At 38.7% G+C, this 20,310-nt stretch carries 13 protein-coding genes; 9 read left to right on the forward strand and 4 right to left on the reverse strand.

Annotation, left to right across the window (positions count from 1 at the left end; translation table 11 throughout):
• Nucleotides 1–18 precede the first annotated feature (18 nt).
• From G564_RS0105540 to G564_RS0105550, 3 genes are read left to right on the forward strand one after another with little or no spacing between them, the layout of a single operon-like run.
• A complete protein-coding gene (locus tag G564_RS0105540) occupies nucleotides 19–2,436 on the forward strand; it encodes a YfhO family protein (protein ID WP_029036784.1) in 2,418 nt (805 codons plus the stop codon).
• A 19-nt stretch (nucleotides 2,437–2,455) separates the two neighbouring features.
• Entirely contained in the window at nucleotides 2,456–3,739 is a 1,284-nt protein-coding gene (locus tag G564_RS0105545; protein WP_029036785.1) for a glycosyltransferase family 4 protein, read from the forward strand.
• On the forward strand, nucleotides 3,739–5,196 hold the full coding sequence (locus G564_RS0105550) for a lipopolysaccharide biosynthesis protein (RefSeq protein ID WP_029036786.1): 1,458 nt from the start codon (nucleotides 3,739–3,741) through the stop codon (nucleotides 5,194–5,196). Before G564_RS0105545 ends, G564_RS0105550 begins: the two co-directional genes overlap by 1 nt.
• Before the next feature lie 73 nt (nucleotides 5,197–5,269).
• Here the strand turns inward: G564_RS0105550 and G564_RS19825 are convergent, their stop codons facing one another.
• Nucleotides 5,270–6,382 carry a hypothetical protein gene (locus tag G564_RS19825; protein ID WP_051205328.1) on the reverse strand — a complete coding sequence of 371 codons (1,113 nt, stop codon included), beginning with the start codon at nucleotides 6,380–6,382 and terminating at the stop codon, nucleotides 5,270–5,272.
• A 251-nt stretch (nucleotides 6,383–6,633) separates the two neighbouring features.
• Nucleotides 6,634–9,420 (reverse strand): excinuclease ABC subunit UvrA, encoded by a 2,787-nt coding sequence (gene uvrA / locus G564_RS0105560; protein WP_029036787.1) that lies wholly within the window; start codon nucleotides 9,418–9,420, stop codon nucleotides 6,634–6,636.
• Nucleotides 9,421–9,668: 248 nt separating this feature from the next.
• Between uvrA and G564_RS0105565 the strand changes: the two genes are divergently transcribed.
• On the forward strand, nucleotides 9,669–10,253 hold the full coding sequence (locus tag G564_RS0105565; RefSeq protein WP_029036788.1) for an RNA polymerase sigma factor: 585 nt from the start codon (nucleotides 9,669–9,671) through the stop codon (nucleotides 10,251–10,253).
• A gap of 207 nt (nucleotides 10,254–10,460) precedes the next feature.
• Here the strand turns inward: G564_RS0105565 and G564_RS0105575 are convergent, their stop codons facing one another.
• Complete coding sequence (locus G564_RS0105575; RefSeq protein ID WP_029036789.1) at nucleotides 10,461–11,123, reverse strand: endonuclease III domain-containing protein; 663 nt, start codon at nucleotides 11,121–11,123, stop codon at nucleotides 10,461–10,463.
• A gap of 943 nt (nucleotides 11,124–12,066) precedes the next feature.
• Between G564_RS0105575 and G564_RS0105580 the strand changes: the two genes are divergently transcribed.
• The 5 genes from G564_RS0105580 to G564_RS0105605 all read left to right on the forward strand — a co-directional run bounded on the left by G564_RS0105580 (nucleotide 12,067) and on the right by G564_RS0105605 (nucleotide 19,618).
• Nucleotides 12,067–12,459 (forward strand): hypothetical protein, encoded by a 393-nt coding sequence (locus G564_RS0105580; protein WP_156879180.1) that lies wholly within the window; start codon nucleotides 12,067–12,069, stop codon nucleotides 12,457–12,459.
• Nucleotides 12,460–12,464: 5 nt separating this feature from the next.
• Complete coding sequence (locus G564_RS0105585; RefSeq protein ID WP_029036791.1) at nucleotides 12,465–13,304, forward strand: hypothetical protein; 840 nt, start codon at nucleotides 12,465–12,467, stop codon at nucleotides 13,302–13,304.
• A complete protein-coding gene (locus tag G564_RS0105590; RefSeq protein ID WP_029036792.1) occupies nucleotides 13,301–13,795 on the forward strand; it encodes a hypothetical protein in 495 nt (164 codons plus the stop codon). Before G564_RS0105585 ends, G564_RS0105590 begins: the two co-directional genes overlap by 4 nt.
• Nucleotides 13,796–15,729: 1,934 nt before the next feature.
• Nucleotides 15,730–18,873 (forward strand): type ISP restriction/modification enzyme, encoded by a 3,144-nt coding sequence (locus G564_RS18660; protein WP_316928844.1) that lies wholly within the window; start codon nucleotides 15,730–15,732, stop codon nucleotides 18,871–18,873.
• 88 nt (nucleotides 18,874–18,961) lie between these two features.
• Entirely contained in the window at nucleotides 18,962–19,618 is a 657-nt protein-coding gene (locus tag G564_RS0105605) for a hypothetical protein (RefSeq protein ID WP_156879181.1), read from the forward strand.
• A gap of 143 nt (nucleotides 19,619–19,761) precedes the next feature.
• On the opposite strand, the gene G564_RS0105610 is transcribed toward G564_RS0105605, so the two are convergent.
• Complete coding sequence (locus tag G564_RS0105610) at nucleotides 19,762–20,292, reverse strand: tyrosine-type recombinase/integrase (RefSeq protein WP_029036794.1); 531 nt, start codon at nucleotides 20,290–20,292, stop codon at nucleotides 19,762–19,764.
• Nucleotides 20,293–20,310: the final 18 nt, after the last annotated feature.

Below are 20,310 nucleotides of genomic sequence, written 5' to 3' on the forward strand. Positions count from 1 at the left end.
CTCCAAAATCAAGACTTTATGAATTTTTCCCTCAAGAAAGTACTCCCTCACATATTTGTTTTTCTTGGTTTCATCGTACTTTCATTAACTTATTTCTATCCGGTCCTACAGGGAAAAGAGATATTTCAAAGTGATATAGCCCAATACATCGGGATGGCCCGGCAGCAAAACGAATTCCGGGCAGAGACAGGGGAGGAGCCTTACTGGACAGACGCGGCATTTGGTGGAATGCCAACATACCAGCTGGGCGCAAATTATCCACATAACTATGTCAAAAAAATAGATAGTCTCCTCCGGTTTTTACCCCGGCCTGCAGATTATCTTTTTCTATATTTCTTAGGTATTTACATTCTGCTTCTGGTATTAAAAATAGATTACAGGCTCGCGATCCTGGGAGCGCTGGCTTTTGGCTTTTCTACCTATCTCATAATTATCCTTGGCGTAGGACATAATGCAAAAGCCCATGCTATAGCATATATGCCCTGGGTGCTCGGGGGAATTCTGCTCTGTTTCAGGCAGAGATATATTATTGGTTTTCTGCTTCTTGCCTTTGGAATGGCCCTGGAGATAAGTGCCAACCACTTCCAAATGACCTTTTATCTGCTCCTGCTGGTGATCGTTTTAGGTATAGCTTATTTGATCGATGCCATCAGGAAAAAGAAATTGCCGGGCTTCTTTAAGGCGATTGGAGTCATGATCGTTGCTGTTGTTCTTGCAATAGGTGCGAATGCCACAAATTTAATGGCGACCCAGGAATATGCCAATTTCAGCACAAGGGGAGATACGGGACTCACTATCACTCCCGAAGGCACCAAAGATAAATCTGAAGGTCTCGATTACAATTATATCACTGAATACAGCTACGGGATCATCGAGAGCTTTAATCTCTTTATTCCTCGTTTTATGGGTGGCTCCAGTGCCGAGAATGTAGGGACAGATTCGGCCATTTATAACCAGTTATTACAACTGGGAGCAAATCCCATACAGGCGGCACAATTTGCGGAAGCCGCACCCACATACTGGGGCGATCAGCCGTTTGTGGGCGCTCCTGCCTATATTGGTGCAACTGTGCTTTTCCTGTTCGTATTAGCGCTTTTCCTGGTGCGGGGTAGAGCAAAATGGTGGCTTGTAGGTGGAACTGTGCTGGCCCTGCTTTTATCCTGGGGAAAGAATTTCGGACTTTTAACGGATTTCTTCATTGAGTATATCCCGTTATACAACAAGTTTCGTGCAGTCTCCTCCATTCAGGTGATCCTGGAACTCTGTATACCTGTTTTAGCTATCATAGGCCTCTGCGTTTTCTTCTTTAAGGAAGAAACCCTGGAAAGAAGAACTTATGCTCTTAAATGGGCTACAATAATCACCGGGGGAATTGCCTTATTATTTCTTTTATTTAAAGGTATGTTCTTCAGCTTTACGGGTGCAAGTGACGGCATCCTTATTCAGCAGCTGGGACCCGAATTTGTTAGAGCTCTTAAAGAAGACAGAAAATCAGTTTTCACGGCCGATACGATTCGCAGTCTGATCTTTGTGCTTTTAACTGCTGCAGTTCTGTGGTTCTTTCTGAAGAAGAAGTTTAGCCTGAATATTGCCGTAATTGCCTTAGGGATATTAATTCTTGCAGATCTTATTGCCGTTGACCGAAGATATGTGGACAGTGAAGATTTCGTAAGATCCAGTCAGGTAAACCGGCCATTCCAGGCTACTGAAGCCGATCGGGAAATTATGCAGGACAATGGTCATTATCGGGTTTTTGACCTTAGCGGAAGTCCTTTTAACACTGCAAGAACTTCTTTTTTCCATAATTCGGTTGGGGGATATCATGCCGCCAAGCCAGGAAGAATGCAGGAGCTATATGATTTTTACCTTTCCCAAAACAACCTGCAGGTCCTGAACATGCTTAACACCAAATATTTTATTATTCCCACTGAAGAGGGGGTAGTGGCACAGCCTAATCCCGAGACCAATGGAAATGCATGGTTTGTGGAGGAGGTGAAGATAGTAGAAGATGCTAATGAAGAAATTTTGAGTCTGGAGGGAATCAATACCAGAAGGCTTGCTGTGGTGGATGAGGATTTTGCTGAATATATACCGCAACAAAAATTCTCTGCCGATACAGCTGCAAGTATTGAGCTAATTTCTTATCAGCCAAATGAGCTGAAATACCGTTCCTCTTCTGAAAATGAGAGAATGGCGGTATTTTCCGAAATATATTATCCACATGGATGGCAGGCCTATATTGACGGAGAAGAGGTGCCGCATTTTAGAGCAAATTATGTACTGCGGGCAATGATGATCCCTGCAGGGGAGCATGAAATTAGCTTCAGGTTTGAACCGCAGGTGGTCAAAACCGGTAGTACGATTGCGCTGGCGAGTTCGGTGATCCTTGGATTGCTCCTGCTGGGCGGAATCTTCTACGGAATAAGAAGAAAATAAACCCTTTTAGGGCAGGGCTATGAAAAAAGTACTCATTGTTACTTATTACTGGCCTCCGGCCGGTGGCCCGGGGGTGCAGCGCTGGCTCAAGTTTGTAAAATATCTTCCGCAGAATGGGGTTGAACCGGTAGTTTATGTGCCGAAAAATCCCCATTATCCTTTAAAGGATGCTTCTCTAGAAGCCGAAATACCTTCAGAAATAAAGGTGCTTAAAAATGACATTTTTGAGCCCTATGCTTTTGCTGAAGTTTTCTCTAAAAAAGATACGGAGAAGATAAGTTCGGGGATCATTCCGAAGGAGCAGAACCAGGGATTTTTGCAGAAGTTACTGCTGTTTATCCGCGGAAATTTCTTTATTCCGGATGCCCGAAAATTCTGGATAAAACCTTCTGTCAAATATCTTTCGAAGTATCTGCAGGAAAATGGAATTGACACCATAATAACTACGGGACCGCCGCATAGTATGCACCTGATAGGCCTGGAGCTTAAGCAAAAAGCCGGGGTGAGGTGGATAGCAGATTTTCGGGACCCCTGGACACAGATTGGCTATCACAAAAAGCTGAAGCTTTCTTCCCGTTCACAAAAAATACATGAACAGCTTGAGAAAGGTGTACTGCAGGCGGCCGATAAGATTATCACCACCAGTTTTACCACACGGGATGAGTTTACATCTAAGACAGATAAGCCGGTGGAGGTGATCACTAATGGTTATGATGTGGAGGAGGTAGAAAAACTTCCAATGGACAAAAAGTTCAGCCTGTCACATATTGGATCCCTGCTTTCCGGTAGAAATCCGGAGAATCTCTGGAAAGCCATTTCCGAATTAATTTCAGAAAAACCAGATTTTGCAGAGGATTTTCAGTTAAAGCTGATAGGCGCAGTAGGGGAGCCCGTGCTGGAGAGTATCCAAAAATGTGGTTTAGGAAAGTATCTTTTATTAAAGGACTACATGTCCCATGCGGAAGCTTTACAGTTGCAGCGGAGTTCACAGCTGCTGCTTTTGATAGAGATAGACAGTGAGGAAACCAAAGGGATAATCCCCGGAAAACTTTTTGAGTATATGGTAAGTGAGCGGCCCATTCTGGCTGTAGGACCCGAGGGAGCCGATATTCGGAAGATCATAACTGAAACAAATACAGGATCCTTCTTTCTCTACTCTCAAAAAGGGGAAATTAAAACTTTTCTTTTGGAGAGCTATGAATTATATAAAAGGGATGAATTGAGATCATTTCCTATAGGATTACAGCAATACAGCCGTAAGGCTTTGACTAAAAGGCTGGCACATTTAATCCAGGAAAATTAATGGGAGTTGTTGTTAACCAGTCGGCAAAGAACCTCTTTACTACCTACCTCGGTTTTGGAATAGGAGCGATCAATACGCTGTTTCTGTACACGAATTTCTTAACTCCGGAATATTACGGACTCGTGGGATTTCTTTTATCGGCCGCCAATCTTATCTGGCCGCTTATGGCCTTTGGAGTTCATAACACCCTCGTGAAATTTTATTCTTCCTACGACTCTCAGGCTGAAAAGGATAAATTATTAAGTGTTATTCTCTGGCTGCCCCTGGGAATTTCGCTGATCCTTGGTCTTCTGGGTTATTTCTCCTACGGATTGCTACTCGATTATTTTTCTGATGGGAAAGGTCTTGTAAAGCCTTATATCTGGTTAATTTTTGTCATTGCTCTCGCCACTTCTTATTTCGAGATCTTTTTTTCCTGGGCCAAGATCCACTACAAAAGTGTTTTTGGAAATTTCATGAAAGAGGTTTTCCATCGCACCTGCATTTCATTGCTGTTAGTGGCTGTTTATTTTGACTACCTTTCAGTAGAAAATTTTGTCTATGCTATAGGATTGGTGTTTATTTTAAGGTTGCTCATCATGAAAGTTTATGCCTTCAGGCTGTATTTTCCGAAGCTGAGTTTTGCATTTCCACGAAACAGATCCTTTATTTTAAAGTATTCTGCTCTTATCTTAATAGCGGGTTCGGTCGCAATGGTTTTACTGGATTTGGATAAGGTAATGATCGAAAGATTTCTGCCCATTGAAATGGTGGCGGTTTACGGAATTGCTGTTTATATTTCTTCTGTGATCGCAGTCCCTTCCCGGGCTATGCACCAGATTACTTACCCAATGACGGCAACACTGCTGAACAAGAAGGATAAAAAAGGACTTTTAGAACTCTATAAAAAAAGTTCCCTTAATTTGCTCATCATTAGCGGACTGATTTTTCTTTTGATCATTACTAATGTCTCCCAGTTATATGAACTCATTCCCGATGAATACCAGATAAGTTTTTCTATAGTGATCCTTATTAGTTGCGTAAAGCTTTATGATAATCTGTTGGGGAACAATAACAGCATTCTTTTTAATTCAGATTACTATCGTCTTGTTTTAGCTATTGGAGTCTTTCTTGCTGCTTTGGCTTTTGTATTAAACATTTTACTTATTCCAAGGCTGGGATTGCTGGGAGCTGCGTTGGCAACCTTCCTGGCTTTTGCCAGTTATAACACGGTAAAATTGTTTATTGTAAAGACAAAGTTCAACATTCAGCCTTTTACAAAGCAGACCTTTTACGGGCTGTTGCTAATTTTACTGTTCAGTTTTGGATTTTATTACTGGGATTTTCCCTGGCATCCTGTGATCAATATAATTTTGAAGTCGGGCGTTATAGCCGTGCTTTATGTGCTGGTGATCTACTTTTTAAAGCTATCTCCGGACATTAATTCTATCATCGATAAGACTCTGAAAAGGAAATAAAAAATCCCCGGCACTTTCGCAACCGGGGACCTACCAACTAACCAACTAACTAAAATTAACTAATCAAAAATTATTATCCTCCTCTTGAACTTCTTGTTCCTCTTGAAGGAACCGGCTCCTGAGTTCTAACCTGGGGAGTATTCTCTGTCCTTGCAGGAGTGTGTGAGCGGCGGGTTTGCGCCTGAACTTCTCTTGCATTACTTGCGGTCCTTTCAGGAGTGGTATTTACCTGAGGGCTTCTTCTTTGCACTGCAGGAGTTTCAGCTCTTTTTGCAGGGACTCTTGTTTCTATGTTTTTTTGTACAGTTACATTCTCTGTTCTTGAAGTTCTCACCTGAGGCACTTCATTTCTGTGTACAGCGGGTGCTACCTGTCTGGTGGTACTTGTTCTGGTTTCTGCTCTTTGTGGCGGAAGGGTACGGGTATTTGACTGCCTGTAAGTCTTTCGCTCTGGAGTAGTGGTAATATTATTCCGTGAGGGGGCAACTTCCGTTCTCACTTCACGACGGGTTTCATCTCTTCTTCCCCTGTGATAGGTGGTTACTTTTTCTCCCGGTCTGTAATAGCTTTTCTGAAAAGAGCCGTTACTGTAATGATTATTATAGTATCTCTTGTAATGGTTATACTTCATCCTGTTTGGAGCGTAGTAGATCCTGTAAGGCTGATGATGTACTACCGTGTAGGAATAAGGTCTAACATAGTATTCATGCCAGGGGCGATATACGTAATGAGCATTCCGACTATTAATGAATCCTGAAGTATGGGTGAACTGATTGTAATAGTTGTAATGTAAAAACATATTACCGATCCTGTTCACCATTCCGAAAGCATTATATCCAATGTTTACACGACCCGCCCGAATGATTCTTCCATAGTAATCGTAGTACACCGGAACAGTTTCAATTTGTATAACAGCACCGTAATCATCGTACTGTACAAATGGTCCGTAATTATAACCGGAATTAAAACTGTAATTTATATGCGACGGTATTCTATTAAAATTACCGCGGGGATTAAAGAAGAAATCAAACTGTCCGTCAGGGAAGACGGCAAATTCAACTCCTCTTTCAACAAAAATAAAGGCATCGCCATTATTAGGGCGGTCGAAATTTTCCACTGTTCCTGGAACAGCTTTAGCAGAAAACCCAATCACCAGGAAGGACAATAAAAGATATATGTTTTTCATCACAAAGGGGAGTTATTAGGTTAATAACAGTACCTGAATTTTTTGGTACATCTTATTAAAATCAAACTGCGTGCCATAAATTAGAAAACCCCGGGAGCTCAAGGCTTCACGGGGTTTCCAAACTAACCAACCAAAAATTATTAATTACTCTCTTAACAAGTAAACTTATTTTCGCAATTATCTATTTTATTTCAAAGGCTATGCCAAGTTTCAATAATTTAAAGTGGGAAGATGTTAAATATTATGTTCTATTAAAGTTTTTCTTTTAAGAAAGGGGCGGTGTAGGATTCCTGATTTTCGGCAACTTCTTCCGGTGTCCCTTCTGCAATAAGTCGGCCACCATTTTCCCCTCCTTCCAGTCCAAGATCGATCACATGATCTGCACATTTCACAAGATCCATATTGTGTTCAATTACAATTACCGAATGACCCTTTTCGAGTAAGGCATTAAAGGATTTTAATAACTTCTGGATATCGTGAAAATGCAATCCTGTTGTGGGTTCGTCAAAGATGAACAATGCTTTTTCTTTGGTGTTTCCTTTTACCAGGAAGGAAGCCAGTTTTATTCTCTGAGCTTCTCCACCCGATAGCGTTGAAGAGCTCTGACCCAGTTGAACATAACCCAGGCCAACATCCTGTAAAGGCTTCAGCTTCATGGTGATCTTTTTCTCCTCGTTTTCTGCAAAGAAAGCTACCGCATCATCAATAGTAAGATTCAGGATTTCATCAATATTCTTTCCGCCGAAAGTGACCTCCAGGATCTCCTTTTTGAAGCGTTTCCCATTGCAGGTTTCGCACACCAGGTGAACATCGGCCATGAATTGCATTTCGATCGTAACTTCACCTTCTCCTTTACAGGTTTCACAACGTCCTCCATCAACATTGAACGAGAAATGTTTAGGTTTATAACCTCTGATGTCGCTGAGTTTCTGATTTGAAAACAAGTTCCTGATATCATCATAGGCCTTGATATAAGTCACCGGATTCGATCTTGAGGAACGTCCAATCGGGTTTTGATCCACAAATTCTACTGTGGTAACATTTCCTAATTTACCTTCTATTTTAGTGAATTGTCCGGCCTTTTCTCCGTAACCACCAATTTCCTTGCACATGGCCGGATACATTATCTTTTTAACCAGGGTACTTTTGCCACTTCCCGACACACCTGTCACAGCAGTGAAAATCCCTAATGGAAAACGAACATCAATATTCTTTAAATTGTTCTCACGGGCACCAAAAATATCAATGTAGTATTTTGATGTCCGTCGTTTTTCAGGCACCTTTATCTGCAGGGTATTATTCAGATATTTAGAAGTAAGAGAATCTGAAACCAGGATATCACTGAAGGTACCGGTGGCGACAACTTCTCCGCCGTTTGTTCCTGCTTCGGGACCGATATCAATAATTTCATCTGCAGCTTTCATGATATCTTCATCGTGTTCCACCACGATCACCGTATTCCCAAGATCCCGAAGGGATTTTAGCACCTCTATTAGTTTTAAGGTGTCTCTGGGATGTAATCCAATCGATGGCTCGTCAAGAATATACATCGACCCCACCAGGCTACTCCCAAGCGAAGTTGCCAGATTGATCCTCTGGGATTCCCCTCCCGATAACGTATTTGATTTTCTGTTGAGAGTGAGATAGGTGAGACCTACTTTGGTTAGGAAACCTAACCTGTTCTTTATTTCTGTTAGTAATCTTTTTGCAATAGCAGCATCAGACTCATTAAGTTCAAGATTTTCAAAGAAATCTGCCACCTTGTTGATAGGCATTTCTACCAGATCGGTAATCGTTGCTCCTCCAACTTTTACGTAATTAGCTTCAGGTCTTAACCTTTTACCTTTACAAACAGAACATCTTGTTTTTCCGCGGTACCGGGAAAGCATAACACGGTTCTGGATCTTATAAGCTTTAGATTCCAGAAAGGCGAAGAATTGATTAAGACCTTCAAAATACTGGTTCCCGTTCCAAATGAGATCTTTTTGTTCCTGGCTTAGTTCAAAATATGGTTTATGAATAGGAAAATTGAATTTGTGGCTGTTGTTTACCAGTTGATCCCTATACCAGCTCATGCTCTCTCCCCGCCATGGAAAGATTGCATTTTCATAAACCGATAATCCGGTGTTTGGGATCACAAGATCTTCATCTATTCCTATCACATCTCCGTAACCTTCACATTTGGGACAAGCGCCGTAAGGATTGTTAAAGCTAAAGAGATGGATGTTTGGTTCCAGGAAGGTGATTCCGTCCAACTCAAATTTATTGCTGAATTGCCGGAGTTTGTTATCGGAAAGATTTTCGATGAATAATTCTCCCTTTCCCTCAAAAAAAGCGGTTTGAACAGCATCTGCCAGGCGGTTATAGAAATCTTCGTCATCTTTGGTTACGATCCTGTCTACTACAAGAAAAAGGTCTTTTTCCTTGATTTTTGAGAGGTCGGTTTCATCTATCCGCAGCACCTCCCCATTATATTTTATACGGCTGTAGCCTTGCTGCAGTAATACCTTGAGTTTTTCTTCTGGGGTACGGCTTTTTTCAACATGAACAGGTGCAAGCAGAAGCATTTTAGTGCCTTCAGAAAAAGACTTTACATAATTGACAACATCTGTAACCGTGTCCTTTTTAACTTCATCACCTGAAACAGGAGAATAAGTTTTTCCTATTCGGGCAAAAAGTAATTTGAGGTAATCATAAATTTCAGTCGAGGTTCCTACCGTGGAACGCGGATTTGTAGAATTTACCTTTTGTTCAATTGCAATAGCCGGGGCTATTCCTTTAATGAAATCTACCTGGGGTTTATTCAGTCTGCCAAGGAACTGCCGGGCATAGGAGGACAGGCTTTCCACATAGCGACGCTGGCCTTCGGCATAGAGTGTATCAAAGGCAAGGGAGGATTTTCCCGAACCGGAAAGCCCCGTAAGCACAACAAGCTTATTGCGGGGAATGATGACATTTATATTCTTGAGGTTATGGAGTCGTGCTCCTTTTATTATGATGTTCTCCTTCGGGTCTACGCCGGAAATATCGATCTGCATAATTGAATTTCTGATGAATTTGCAAAGGTACTTAAACTCCCAGTTTTACAAGGTGAAGAAAGTGCTAATGTAAACACCTGAAACTTAAATTGTTAAAAACATTAACCTTTTATTTGTATATGTGAAAATTTTCCTGTTATATTTGCTAATACGAACGAATAAAAAGAATTTGCCTATTGCATAAAGTTACTTTGAACTTGTATTAACTAACCGGCGGGTACCCCAACAGCCCGTAAAAAGTAACTCTTATGGAACACACCGAGGCAAATGATGCTTTTCTCGTGAAAAGCTATATTGAAGGAAATGAAAACTCTCTTTCAATTCTAATCAACCGACATCAGCATAGAATTTACAGTTTTATCTTTTCAAAAGTTTTTGATAAGGATGTCGCAGAGGACATCTTTCAGGATACTTTTATTAAAGTGATACGGACCCTTAAAAGGGGAAAGTATAACGAGGAAGGCAAATTTTTACCATGGGTAATGCGTATTGCCCATAATCTCGTTATCGATCACTTCCGAAAGAACAAAAGAATGCCTAAGTTCGAAAATAGCGGGGATTTTAATATTTTCTCTGTTCTGTGTGACTCGGGACTCAATGCAGAAAAACAGATCATTAAAGATCAGATAGAAGCCGATGTAAAGGAGCTAATTAAAGAGCTTCCCGAAGATCAACTGGAAGTTCTGGTAATGAGAATTTATAAGGATATGAGCTTTAAGGAGATTTCAGAGCGCACCGGGGTGAGTATTAATACTGCCCTGGGCCGTATGAGATACGCCTTAATAAACCTGCGAAAGGTCATTGAAAAACATAATCTTGTTTTAACCAATTAATACAATATGAAGAAAACTTTGCCGTTATCATGTTATAACCTTAAATAACCAATAATGGCAAAACTTTACTCCGAAAAAAAATTGAAACAGATGTCTCCAAAAAAGGAAACAGTCAATTTCCTTTTGAACTATTCTAAGGCTTTGCGAATAAGTACTTATAAAAAGCTACAGTTCGAGAGTTTTTTAAACTAAATAAATAGAGACCCGTTAGCTTCGGGTCTTTTTTTTGTAATATTGGTCGAGAACCTTCTTTCGTCCTATGGTACGGGTAATAATATCTTTTTCCAGATCCCAACCACGAGCCGGTGAATATTCCCTACCGTACCAAATAATTTGCAGATGAAGCTCATTCCAAAGTTCCCTGGGGAATAATCTTTTTGCGTCCTTTTCTGTTTGCACCACATTCTTTCCGTTAGAAAGATTCCATCTGTACATAAGTCGGTGGATATGCGTGTCAACAGGAAAGGAAGGAATATTAAATGCCTGTGACATTACTACGCTCGCAGTTTTGTGTCCCACAGCCGGAAGTTCCTCCAGGGCCTCAATATCTGCAGGTACTTCACCATTATATTTCTCAATGAGAATTCTGGACAAGCCATAGATCCCTTTTGCCTTCATGGGAGAGAGGCCAACGGGCTTAATGATCTCCCTTATTTCTTCTTCAGAAAGCTTTACCATGGAATAGGGATTATCGGCCCGGGCAAAAAGCAGCGGAGTGATCTGGTTAACCCTCACATCTGTACTTTGTGCCGACATTAATACGGCAATCAACAGCGTATAAGGATCTTTATGATCTAATGGTATAGGAACATTGGGGTAAATATCGGCCAGAGTATCTATGACGAACTGAACTTTTTCCTGCTTGGTCATTAATATGTAACTTTGAGACAAAAGTAATTTATAAACATTAAATAATTGATTAACAGTATTTAATATTGCTAGTTTTTGTATGTAACAAACATGTAGCAAACCATCTGCTGATCTACTGTTGCTTTAGAATCAGTAGTGAGACAAATATACAGTCTTTTTATAAGCCCATATTGAACAGTGATGGGACTTTGACTTTTGGAGCTGTGTTAGAAGCTCCCAGAAACTCTTACTTCTGGAAAAGGAGAGATTAATTACCTGGAATTAAAAAAGGGAGACCATTATAGATCCCCCTTGCCGTTTAAAGTATTTAATCACAAATTTCTATTAACAGCTTATTGAGCGCAGTCAGGTAAAAAAGCTCTCTTATTTATAAAGACATCTTTTTCTGTATCATTTACGACCTCGACTAAAAACAGATCTACGGAATATGTGGCAAATATAAGATTTTCGCATTGCTCAGAATCTTTAAAAGTACCCTTGGTAAAAATAGTCTGATGCTGTTGTACATCTGCTAATTTTAGAAAATCTTCAATCCTGTGAGGCAGGTTCTCCGGGATGGTTCGTGTTCACAATGAATGTTTTGAGTAACTAATATATCTTATTTTTCATTTCCTTCTCCACCTAGGGAAATTATTTTAAGTTAATTATTGTTGGTAAGATTGGCATTTTCTCCGGCATAAAAATGTTAGGATTATATATGTCCCATTACTTCCTTTAGCAGTTGTCGGATTTGTCAAGGAAGTTGGTGAATTAAGAACCTATGTAGTTGAAGTGCTCATATTCATGAGGAAAAGAATGCTTATAGTTTCAAGTGCCGGGGAAGCAAAATAGATTACTACAACATATTGAATAATTGTTGTTGCTAAATTTTTATATCAAGTATTGCATTAACATAAAAAAAATATAATTTAGCTTAAACTTAACATAAACAAACTATAAACGAATGAAACAAATTAAACTATCTATTTTACTGTTGATGACAGTGTTTTTTGTAGGATGTGGTGCCTATAATGAAGTAACTACTTTCCCTCCATCTGATGAAGTTTTTATCACCTCAGGTGATGGAGACATTCAGAAACCCTACACTCCTGTAGGACAGCTTATTTATGCCAGATCTGGCTATAGATTGGGTCTTCCCATATTAGGTTTAATTCCTTTTAATGATGTAAATCCGGATAGGGAATTAAGGGAAGAAGTTATCACCGAGATTAAAAGGCAAGGTGGTGATGGATTAATTAATATGCAGATAACCTTTGAAGCTCCAAAAAATGGTATCCTAGGGATAGGTGCAAAGGGTGGAGTTCTTTTTGTTACTGGAACTATAATTAAGAGGTAAGGACAATGATCAGAAAGATTGTTTTCTTTTTGTTTATTATTTGTAGTTATGAGGGACTAAGTCAATCTTGGATTGAAAACTATAATTCTGCATTTTCATCCCAGGAAAAGGTTGTAGGTCACTTGTCATCATATGAAGTTGAGTTCAAAGATGTGCGACAATTCGATGAGTATCAAATAAATCCTGAGCAACTACAGAACTACATTCTTGGTTTTAGTGAATTATTACTGGAAGGAGAAACTTCTGGTATTAAACCAGACCTGACTCAAGTTAAACCAAAAAAAATAATCGTTGATCTAGAGTTTTATAATCTCACAGAAGGTTCCTCTAATAAGGCAATTCTGAAAGCTATAGCTTCTATCAGTTTAATCGGTGGAGGCTATAGTACCCTTGATACAAAATTTAATATAAGTGCCGAAGAATTTACTTCCATTAATCTCAAAAATGTCCAGAAGGCGAAACATAGTACGGACTTAGAATCTTTAATTGAGAATTTTTCAAAGAAATTTGCCAAAAAAATTGTTGAACGAATAGTTCAAGAATCAGAAGGGGAAGAGCACTTAATATTTGAAATTACTTCAATTGGTACTGCTAATAAATCTAGTACTATTGAAGAGACTAAAGAAAAAGCAGCTCTCGTAGCCTTGGTGAGAGCATCAGAGATGGCTTTTGGAACAAAGGTTACTAACACTTCTGAAATTGTTGATTTTGGAGATGTTTCTGATGTTGTTTTATCAGAAGCTGGAGGAATTGTTTTAAGTCACGAAATTATTGAAGATAGTGTAAAAATCACCGAAGATGGGCATTGTGCCTTAATGGTTAAATCATTAATTATGAAAAAATGAAAAAAATATCCTTAATTGCTATTATAGCGTTAGTCCTTTGGTCTTGTGGATCAACTCAAAGTGTAAAGACTACAATGAATGCTGATGGCTCTAGTCAAAGAACGGTTTCTAATTCCAACGTTTTTGGATCTAAAGACATTGCCGTTTTAAAAGAAGAATGGGAGTATGAAACTTTAGTTGAAACCGGAGAGGCACCAGTACTAAATAAATATGATGAAGTTTCTCGAAATAGACTATTAGCTAGAAAAGGTGCTATTCTAGAAGCCCAGCGAAAATTAGCTGAAAAGATAGGAACTATAAGATTAAACGCTACGACTACAATGCAAGATTATGCTGCGACTGATTTTGTTCAGAGTAGAATAAATGTTTTCCTTAAAGATGTGGAAGTCATTGGTGAAGAGCATGATGAAAAAAATGGTATTTATAAGGTGACCGTACAAATGCCAAAGGTAAAACTGGTTAATATATTAGAAGAATATTTAACCCCTTAGTTGGTTTCAATAAATTAAAATTAGAACCCCGCAGCTTTAGCGGGGTTTTGTTTTGGTAGTTGATTCAATGTAGATTTTGCTCCTGTACAGTACTTAGATCTCTTCTGAAGGATTCTCCCGGTCTCTTTTTTTACGGTTCTTTTTCTTTTCCTCCTTAATGGCTGCATTGAGTTCATCTTTCATAGGCTTAAAAGTTTTCATGTGGCTGCTAACAGTATTGACAGATTGAAAAAGTAGTCAAAGTCTTACTAAGATATAATCGAGGGAAACTAAACTTTTTTCAAGTCTTTTTCATTATTTCCTCTCAATAGGACGACAAGCACAGAAAGATTTTCCCGGCACAAAAGAGAGAGCAATCTACGGTTCGTTAAATACGAACTTAGAGAGCATTTATTTCTACGAAGGGGGGGGTAGCTCTCCTAAAAACTCAAACTTCATAAAAAGCACCTTAAAATTAACGCAACATGGATTGGAGAGATCCCTTTGCAAACGATTTGTCATTAGTCAGCTTTAAATCCGGGAAGATCAATAAAAATTAACAAATAATTAATAAATCCATTTTTGAGCCCTAGATATATAAAGGATTGGTTAATAGGCGTATAAAATTCTGTATATCAATAATGGCTTAATAAATTTGTGATTTCATTAACACTTTTGTATATTTGTATGAAATAAGCCAAACCTTCAAAAGTATGACTTTCCAGGTATAACTACCCTGAAAAAGTTTTTAGATTTTCGTAGTGAGCTTATTAATTGTAAAGTCGAATAATATAGATGAGTTGACCCAGCTACTTTAATAGCTGCGATTCAGTCCAAGAATCCATGTAGCGATATAGGCTTGGACTTTCAGGGGTTTAGTAACTGCACCGGCAACGGAAACATAGCAGTGAGGTTTGAAGTCTGATTACAGGCGTAATCCCTAGTCAAAAATGATAGATATAAGGTTTTCTACGGAGTATTTAAAGTAGCTCCGACTAACCGCCCCTAAAGAATAGCAGCGACTATTTGCCGGGTATGGAATTGGGCGAGGTTTTAACCTTGAAACGATTAAACTGAAATTCTATCTAAGAACACGAACATAGGAAAATCAACTTCAAAATTTTTGAAAACCGGGTTCTTCCTATAGGTTTGGTGTGTTCCATCTTTTCCACCGTAGGAATAATTTTTTTCTACAGCATCTCGATCTAACGGGGTTCAGACTTCGGGAAACGGCTTACTCAGACTAAGAGTCTCCTCAAGAGAACTTTAAGAGCGGTCTTCTTATTCCTACTCTAGAGGTAATTTAGTCCTTCATGTTAAATTTAAGAGCGGTCTTCTTTCCTTTAGAAAATTTTGACTGCATTTCAAGTTCCTTTAGAAGATCCCTACAAGTTAATTAAGAAGCAGTCTTTAGTTCTCTAGAGTAGTTTGACTGCTCCAAAAGTTCCCGTTAAAGATTCCCTTAAGTTAACTAAGGAGCGGTCTTCTAATCTATAGAGTAAGATGCTCTGACTGCTTCAAGATTTCTTGTGGAGGATTTCCGCAAGGTAGCTAGAAGCTGTCTATTAACTTAGACTGTAGAGTGTTTTTGACTGCGCCTAAGTTCTCAGGAGGATAGGGTTTAACAGTACCAAGAATGATAACTTCCTGATTAGAAGAAATTCCTTCACAGCTTTAGAGATCTTCTACCCAAAGCCGGGATACTGACATATACTGTTCTATAAGGAACGGAGGTAACCTCGTTCTGAACTGAATATTTAAAAATCCTCTACTTAAGAAATAATCAACTGGTAGTAATACTGTAGTCTTAAAATGTGTTAAAGAATTTTTTATCTTGGTACACTAATCAAGACCAATCGATGACTACCGCACAATACATAACCCGTCTAAATACTTTATATCACACCGGGACTGCTACAGAACATTCCTATAGAGGAGATCTTCAAAATTTAATTATGGATCTGCTACCCGACATTCTGGTGACGAATGAACCAACCAGAGTGAGTTGTGGAGCCCCGGACTATGTACTGACAAGGAAAGAAGTGCCTGTTGGCTATATAGAAGCTAAGGATGTTGGGGTAGATCTTAATAGTAAGAGCTTAAAAGAACAATTTGACCGATACAAAGCCGGACTTTCCAATTTGATCATCACGGACTACCTCCATTTCCAGTTTTTTAAGGATGGAGAATTTATTACTGAAGTAAGTATTGGGGAGATTGAAGGAGGTGAAATAAAGCCGTTACAGGAGAGTTTTAATGAGTTTGAGCATCTAGTGCAGAACTTTGCTTTAAAGGTCTCACAGAGCATCAAATCGCCAAATCGATTAGCTAAAATGATGGCAGGGAAAGCACGGTTAATGGCAGATGTGATAGAGAAATCTTTAAATGATGATGATGCACATGACCGAAGATCCAACCTAAAAAATCAAATGGTAAGCTTTAAGCAGATGCTTATTCATGACATTACGAATAAGTCATTTGCTGATATTTATGCTCAAACTATTGCCTATGGAATGTTTGCAGCCCGTTATCATGATCCTACATTACCCACTTTTTCTAGAATTGAAGCTGCCCAATTAATACCCAAGTCTAATCCATTCTTGAGAAAGCTTTTTCAAGAGGTTGCCGGATATGATCTGGATGACCGCCTAGTCTGGATAGTAGAAGAATTGGTGAGCATTTTCCTGGCTTCTGATGTGGCTAAAATCATGAAGAATTTTGGGAGGGCAACAAAGCAGGAAGATCCAGTAGTACATTTCTATGAAACTTTCCTAGGTGAATATAGTCCCAGTTTAAGAAAAGCTAGAGGAGTATGGTACACACCACAGCCTGTGGTAAACTTTATTGTAAGAGCAGTTGATGACATTCTGAAAGAGGAGTTTAATTTACCTCAAGGATTAGCAGATTCTAGTAAGACAAAAGTAACTGTCAAAGTGCCTACTCATGACAAGAGATATTCTGCCGGGATGAGGGATTATGAGAAGGAGGTTCATAGGGTCCAGATATTAGACCCGGCTACTGGAACAGGAACTTTTCTTTCCGAGGTTGTAAAACATATTTACAAGAAGTTCGAAGGGCAGCAAGGAATATGGAGCCGGTATGTAAATGAGAATTTAATTCCTCGTTTAAATGGCTTTGAATTACTCATGGCTTCATACGCCATGGCGCATTTACAGATGGATATGCTTTTAACTGAGACGGGATATAAACCTCAGGATGATCAGAGGTTTAGAATCTTCCTCACCAATAGTTTAGAAGAAGCTCATCCTGACACAGGTACATTATTCAGTAGCTGGTTAAGTGATGAGGCAGATCAAGCGAATGCCATTAAAAGAGATACTCCTGTAATGGTGGTGATGGGGAATCCTCCCTATGCAGTAAGTAGTACTAACAAAGGGGAATGGATTCAATCACTTATTCAAGACTACAAAAAGAACCTCAATGAGAGAAAAGTAAATTTAGATGATGATTACATTAAATTTATCCGATATGGACAGCATTTCATAGATAGAACAGGAGAAGGGGTATTGGCTTACATCTCGAATAATAGCTATATAGATGGATTGACCCATCGGCAAATGCGTAAGAGTTTGCTCAAAACTTTCGATGAAATTTACATTCTGGATTTGCATGGAAGTACCATGAAAAATGAGACAACTATTAATGGGGGAAAGGATGAAAATGTCTTTGATATTCAACAAGGAGTGTCACTAAACCTAATGATCAGAAACAAGAAAAAAAAGGGGGAAATAGGAAAGGTTTTTCACTCTGATCTTTTCGGTCTCCGAAGTGAAAAGTATAATTTCCTTTTAAATAATGACTTCTTTTCAATCGATTGGAAAGAGCTAAAAACTGAGGAACCTTATTATTTCTTTGTTCCCAAAGATTTTGTAAATGGTGAAGAGTATAAAGAATGGATTTCTTTATCAGATCTGTTCATAGTATCAGGTTCTGGTGTTAAAAATGAGAGGGATAAAATCTGCCAGCAAATATCCGATGAAGAAATTAGAGAAGTCGTAAGAGATTTTTTGGTATTACCAGAAAGAGATATCAGGACTAAGTATAAGGTTAAAGATACCCGGGACTGGAAAATTAATAATGCAAAGGAAGATTTGATAAAACATGAAAATGAGGATCTTTTCTTGAAAAATCTCTATAGACCTTTCGACTTAAGACATACTTATTTTACAGGTTCCACTAGAGGGTTTATAGGCACTCCTGGAACTAAAAGAATGAATCATCTTATCGGGAGAGATAATTTTGCCTTGTTGACTTGTCGGCAACAAAGTACCTTTGATTTTCAACATGTTTTTTTATCAAATACTATAGCAGATATATGTGCCTTATCATCACAAACCAAGGAGACCGGTTACGTTTTTCCTCTTTACTTATATCCTGAACATTCAGATCAGAACTCTTTTGATCAACCTGTTGAAAGGACTCCTAATCTTAATCAAGAAATCGTTGATAAAATAGCTGAAGGAATTAATCATGCTTTTTTGCCGGATGAGAATTTGGTGGCTGATCTTGAACCCGGAATAGACGGCTCTTTTTCACCTTTGGATGTTCTGGATTACGTATACGCTGTCTTACATAGCCCTGCTTATAGAAAGACATATAAAGAATTTTTAAAAATAGATTTTCCTAGAGTGCCATATCCCGACAATACAGAGAAATTCTGGCAGCTAGTAGAGCTAGGAAGAGAGCTAAGAGAGATTCACCTGCTAGAGAGTCCTGTAGTAGAAAATTTCATTACAGGGTACCCGGAAGACGGAGACAATAAAATCACTAGGAAGATCACTAAAACAAGCCCCGGCTATGAACCTATAGATGATATTCAGGGGAGAGTATGGATAAATGATCAGCAGTACTTTGATAAGGTGCCTTTAAAGGCTTGGGAGTTCTATATTGGCGGTTATCAGCCTGCTCAGAAATGGCTAAAGGATAGAAAGGAGAGGGAACTAACATTTGATGATATTCTGCACTATCAAAAGATAATAGTAGCCCTTGCAGAGACAGCTAGAATAATGGAGGAGATAGATGAAGTAGAATTGGTAGAAAAACATACAGAGGAGTCTGCGACAGCAAGTGCGAATTAAAGCTAATGTGTATATAACGTGAAGAAACGGATTAAACGGAAAAAACTATTAAAAAATATACATTATTTAAACCTTGATTTTTTGACATATGACAATGGTAGAAGGGTACATCTTATTTTTTACATTTTTCGGAGCTCTTTATTTGGTGACTTTTATTAAGAGAAAAAAAAATCTTAGAAAGGCAAAAAAAGCTTTTATTCAGATGCATCAAGCACTTGACAGGTATGAAATGGATATTCTAAATTCTTTTGATGAATATCTATTACATCATAAAGTGTTGAAATACAACAATGAAAATGAAACCCTTAAAAGCTTCAAAACAGAAAAATATGTCAATGCGGACATTCAAGAAGCTTTTGAGGAGGTTAGAAGAAAGCTTTTAGAGAAAATGGATGAAAAAGTATACGATTATGGTAATCGGAAAAAAACTGGTTTTCTCTATAATAAATTTGTTAGTGTGTTTCTCAATTCGGGTGGAACTGAAAAAATCTACTTTCTCAATGAAGAATTAGAAGAGTTTTCTACTCAGGTTGCTATCGAGAATTATACCTATAAAGAAAATCCGGTTGCATTAGGCGGTGAATATATTGCCCTTTGGGTCTATAAATCTAAGCTAAAGTACAATGGTCAAGGATATCCGGAGGGCACGTGGAAGAATTTAAAGAGAGGAAGGAAGAGGAGGTTGGAAAGTTCTGAGAAATCTAACTCTGCATTCTGGGCGGATATTCAAGCAATGGGATTCTAAGAAATTCAGTTTTAAATATTTGGTGTAAAGGAGCTTCTTCACTGGACATACAGCCTGAAAAATACAAAGAGCCCCCGAATCACCAAGGGCTCATGTCAATAATTACCAAACACATTACATGCTCAATAATTATTGTAAAGGTATTATAAATTATCATAAAGATCATGGATTTCCTCCCTCCTAATTCCTAAATATCTTCGGGTAATGGCGGTATTGGTGTGATTAAAGGTGTCACTTAAAAGCATTAATGCTTCATCACTTTTATTATATTTTTCCCATATCCTCCTTCCGAAAGTTTTTCTTAGGCTGTGGCTTGTGGCATTTTTATTAAAGTATTTCTTCATTAATCGGTTTACATGTTGTGGCGTATAAACACTGCCCTTTTGACTTCTAAAGGCATGGAAATTATCGGGCTGTTCCTTGAAATACCCCATAGCTGCCTTGATATTATCGTTAACCTTCAACTCACGTTTCTTCTTCGTCTTCTGCTCATTAAGTATTATGGTTTCTCTCCTCAATTGACCATAGGTCAAGGAAAGTAAATCTCCAATCCGTAGTCCTAGATTTATGCCGGAGATAATTAACAAACCAAAGGTAGGATTGTCTCCTGTACGGATCAATTTCAGCCCCTTTGAGCCTGCTTTATCAAAATCCAAATAAGTTGAACCTGTCATATTAAAAGCTTTAAAATA

The sequence above is a fragment of the Salinimicrobium xinjiangense DSM 19287 genome (genome assembly GCF_000423585.1).
Lineage (GTDB): Bacteria > Bacteroidota > Bacteroidia > Flavobacteriales > Flavobacteriaceae > Salinimicrobium > Salinimicrobium xinjiangense.

Bases quoted from the DNA above. Each gene is read 5' to 3' on its own strand.
- G564_RS0105610 (WP_029036794.1), bottom strand. From the start codon at position 20,292: ATGACAGGTTCAACTTATTTGGATTTTGATAAAGCAGGCTCAAAGGGG.
- G564_RS19825 (WP_051205328.1), bottom strand. From the start codon at position 6,382: ATGAAAAACATATATCTTTTATTGTCCTTCCTGGTGATTGGGTTTTCT.
- uvrA (WP_029036787.1), bottom strand. From the start codon at position 9,420: ATGCAGATCGATATTTCCGGCGTAGACCCGAAGGAGAACATCATAATA.
- G564_RS0105550 (WP_029036786.1), top strand. From the start codon at position 3,739: ATGGGAGTTGTTGTTAACCAGTCGGCAAAGAACCTCTTTACTACCTAC.
- G564_RS0105605 (WP_156879181.1), top strand. From the start codon at position 18,962: ATGACAATGGTAGAAGGGTACATCTTATTTTTTACATTTTTCGGAGCT.
- G564_RS0105575 (WP_029036789.1), bottom strand. From the start codon at position 11,123: ATGACCAAGCAGGAAAAAGTTCAGTTCGTCATAGATACTCTGGCCGAT.
- G564_RS0105590 (WP_029036792.1), top strand. From the start codon at position 13,301: ATGAAAAAAATATCCTTAATTGCTATTATAGCGTTAGTCCTTTGGTCT.
- G564_RS0105540 (WP_029036784.1), top strand. From the start codon at position 19: ATGAATTTTTCCCTCAAGAAAGTACTCCCTCACATATTTGTTTTTCTT.
- G564_RS0105545 (WP_029036785.1), top strand. From the start codon at position 2,456: ATGAAAAAAGTACTCATTGTTACTTATTACTGGCCTCCGGCCGGTGGC.
- G564_RS0105565 (WP_029036788.1), top strand. From the start codon at position 9,669: ATGGAACACACCGAGGCAAATGATGCTTTTCTCGTGAAAAGCTATATT.
- G564_RS18660 (WP_316928844.1), top strand. From the start codon at position 15,730: ATGGATCTGCTACCCGACATTCTGGTGACGAATGAACCAACCAGAGTG.
- G564_RS0105585 (WP_029036791.1), top strand. From the start codon at position 12,465: ATGATCAGAAAGATTGTTTTCTTTTTGTTTATTATTTGTAGTTATGAG.
- G564_RS0105580 (WP_156879180.1), top strand. From the start codon at position 12,067: ATGAAACAAATTAAACTATCTATTTTACTGTTGATGACAGTGTTTTTT.